At 68.5% G+C, this 3,243-nt stretch carries 3 protein-coding genes; all 3 read right to left on the bottom strand.

Annotation, left to right across the window (positions count from 1 at the left end):
• A partial coding sequence (locus RWR81_RS13200) for a hypothetical protein (protein ID WP_314458170.1) occupies positions 1-1,014 on the bottom strand: 1,014 nt, incomplete at its 3' end.
• A 343-nt stretch (positions 1,015-1,357) separates the two neighbouring features.
• Positions 1,358-2,332, bottom strand: a complete 975-nt coding sequence (locus tag RWR81_RS13195) for a hypothetical protein (RefSeq protein ID WP_314458169.1) — start codon at positions 2,330-2,332, stop codon at positions 1,358-1,360.
• Entirely contained in the window at positions 2,329-3,123 is a 795-nt protein-coding gene (locus RWR81_RS13190; protein ID WP_314458168.1) for a hypothetical protein, read from the bottom strand. Before RWR81_RS13190 ends, RWR81_RS13195 begins: the two co-directional genes overlap by 4 nt.
• Positions 3,124-3,243 lie beyond the last annotated feature (120 nt).

Here is a 3,243-nt window from a genome sequence, read left to right as displayed (position 1 = left end):
GGCCCGCTCCGCCGCGACGCGGGCGCGCTCGGCCTCCCTGGCTACCATCCGCGCCTCACGCTCAGCCATCTCCCGCTCGTGCGCCGCCGCCCGCTCCTGCCTCCACGACGCCAACGGCACGCCCCCGTCGTTGAGCCACGCCGACAGCCGATAGATCAGCCACCGGGCCGGCTCCCGCACCCCCCGGTCCCCGCTGTGCGGCCACGCCGACCCATCCGGCCTGCGGTCCACCGCCGTCACCAGGTCACCCACCGACCAGCCAGCCCCAAAGAACGGTGCAATGACGCGCATCACGTACCGATCCGAGCAACCCCGAAGCACGCGCAAACGCTCCTGGAGCTCACGAGCCAGCCCCAGCACCTCCTCCTCCGTGCTCCTCGTGCGTCGAGGTGACCACCACGCACGCCACCGAGACGGACCAACCCGGCCCCCGGGCCGCGAAGCGGCCCCCAGAGAAACCTCAGCGACGCGAAGCGGCACCAAATCCTCACCACCCAGGCCGCTTCGCGCGCGCGCGCGGGGGCTAAGAATCCCTGAGTACGGGTAGGGGTGACACCTCAATCCACAGTGGGGGTCGGCCGGCCCCTCGCTGTCCACAGGACCCCGCCCCACCGAGGCCGCGGAAGCCGGCGCCTGGACGTCCGCCGCCATCTCCTTGGGCACCACGAACGACCTCACTGCCGCCTCGTTACGGCGCTCCAGCACCACCCGCCCGTCAGCATCCTGGGAGCGCGCCAGCGGCGCCCACCTGGCCGACCGCCCGGCGGCCACCAGGCCCAGCAGCCCCCAAGCCTCCAGACGCCGCAGCCACCGCTGCACCGTCCGCACGCAGCAGCCTGCCAGCTCTGCAACCCGCTCGTTCACCACCCGCGTCGTGCGCGAGGTCCCGTCAACCCAGTCACACAGGCCCCTGGCAACCCGCACCAGGGTCGCCACCTGCGCATCCCGCAGCCCGTGGGCCTCAGCCACCTCACGCACCGCCTCCAGCCACACCGACACCCTCGGCGCCAACACACACCCCTCCGGAACCGACGCGGCCACCAACAGCCGCGACCGCTCCATCGACACTGACGGGCGCCGCCACTTACGAACCCGGGAATCCGGCACAAAATCAACGGAAACCCGACCATCACATAAAGCATTAGTAGAATTAGAACCCTTAGGTTCCTGCTTCCCTGTTGCGAAAGTTGTGCTCATCAACTACTCTCTAGTCATTCATCAACTGGAGCACGCTTCGGCGTACTCCCCCCAGGCCCCCGACCGAGGGTTCGAAAATTTTGTTAGGTCGGGTGGCTGGTGATTTTGGTTCTCGCCCTCGCCCGGTCCTCCGGTCGGGGGCGAGTCTCATGACCCCCCTCTACGCCGCCCCGGCGCTCACCCCCTCCACCGGGAACAGCGCCAACTGCTCCCCAGAATCACCCAGGCGCACCGGTGGCCTGTGTGCGCCGGCCGGCGCAGCAGACGGGGCCTGAACCCACACCCCCGCCGCAACCGTCCGCACCCACCGCAGCTGCGAGGCACTCAGCACCTCAGGCCAGGACAGGTCACCTAGAGCCCCACCCCACAGGCGCAACGACCACACCAGCGCGCTCTCCAACCCTCCCCGACGGCTCCCAGCCGCCAAACTCATCCACGCCCCGGCCGCGTCAGGCGAGGCGCCCAGTGCACCCAGCACGCCATCCCGAGCGTCCTCACGCGCCGAACAGTGACGCTCCCGCGCCGTCGTCGACGCCGCCAGCTCAACAACGCGGCACGTCCCCGCCCGAGCCAGCCACCCAGGCACACCCGCCCACACCAAGACGTCGACAACACCGCCCAGGACCGGCCCCAGGTCCTCCTTCCTCACCCAGACCCGCCGCCGCTCGACCTCCACCGAACCAGGCGCCGCAAACCTGACCCCACGCGAGAGGCAAAAGAAATCAGCCTCTTCGAAGCGGACTCGCTCGCGCATCCGTTGAGGATGCGCAGAATCACCGCTCAGCCCGTGCTGGCGCGCCCTTTCCTGATGCCCTTCCACCATCCAGACCGCCCGCCTCGCCAGCACCGCCCAAAGATCCGACCCCGCAGCAGCAAGATCACGCCGCATCAGCAGCATCTCCACCACCGAAGCCGCCAAGTCCGCCACAACCTCATCGCAGCTCACCTCCCCGGTCCTCGCCAGAGACTCAACACGCCGATAACCCACCTTGTGCGGCACCCGCCGCACAATCTCCGACGCCACGAGCCGGCCCACATCCGACTCCCACACCTCCGGCTCAGCCGCCACCGCCTCCAAAGCAGCAGCCAGCCCAGCCGACGACTCGACGTCAAAGTCCTCAACAACCGGCGTCACGGCCGATCACCTCCAGTCATGTCCTGCACCGCCGTTCCGGTGGGGATGACGCTTCGCTCGCCCGCCAAGACCTCCACCTCCGGCCTTACCGCCGGCGCACCGGGCGTGGAAGCAGGATTCTCCTCACTCAAGTAGTGGAAGATCCCCCCGTCGACGCTGGCATCAACCTTGTCGATCAACCACGCCGTGGCCTCCTCGGCCAACCAACCCAGGCCCGCCCCCAGAACCTGCCCCGCCGGAGCCTCCTCGGCCAACCACGGGCACCCGGGGTTGATCCTGTCGATGGTGACCTCCACCACCTCCTCACTGCCCATCGAGGTCGATATCCACACCTTCGTGCTCCAACCGGACGAGCCACTCAGCACCTCAAGGTCGTACAAACCCTCAAGGACGCATACCCCTCGACCCGGCCACAACGTCACACTCTGGTTGACCCACAGCGCGAGCTCCGCCGGTTCACCCGTAAGCCCGGCCGTCTTAGCCACCCGCAGCACACGCTCGGCCGCCGGCAAACCAGCCCGCACACGCTCCACATGCGCCTCCCACTCCGCCGTCACCGTCCGAGCGAAGTCCGCTCGGCCGGCTCGCCGCCACGCCCGCCGCACTGGTCTGACCAACCCGTCATCCTCGTCGCCCGGAAAGGTATAAAGGACGACGTCGTCGTAGACCTCGATCGCGGGGATACCAGGCAGCCCCACGCCTTCAGGCAGGCCAATGTCCTCCAAACCCGACAGCGCCGCCAGCACATCCGGGTAGCTAGCCAAGTACTCCTCATCCCAACCCATCACCATGAGCTTCCTCCTTCGTTGACACCTTGCTTGACTCCTGCACCAGGCCACTCCCGCAGCCCCCTGACCACCTGTGGAGGCCGCCGGCTATCGCCGGGGCCGGCGGCCACGCACAGGTGGACA

Source organism: uncultured Actinomyces sp., from assembly GCF_963526355.1.
GTDB lineage: Bacteria > Actinomycetota > Actinomycetes > Actinomycetales > Actinomycetaceae > Actinomyces.
The sequence above is the reverse complement of the archived record's forward strand: the minus strand, read 5'-3'. Positions and strand labels throughout refer to the sequence as shown.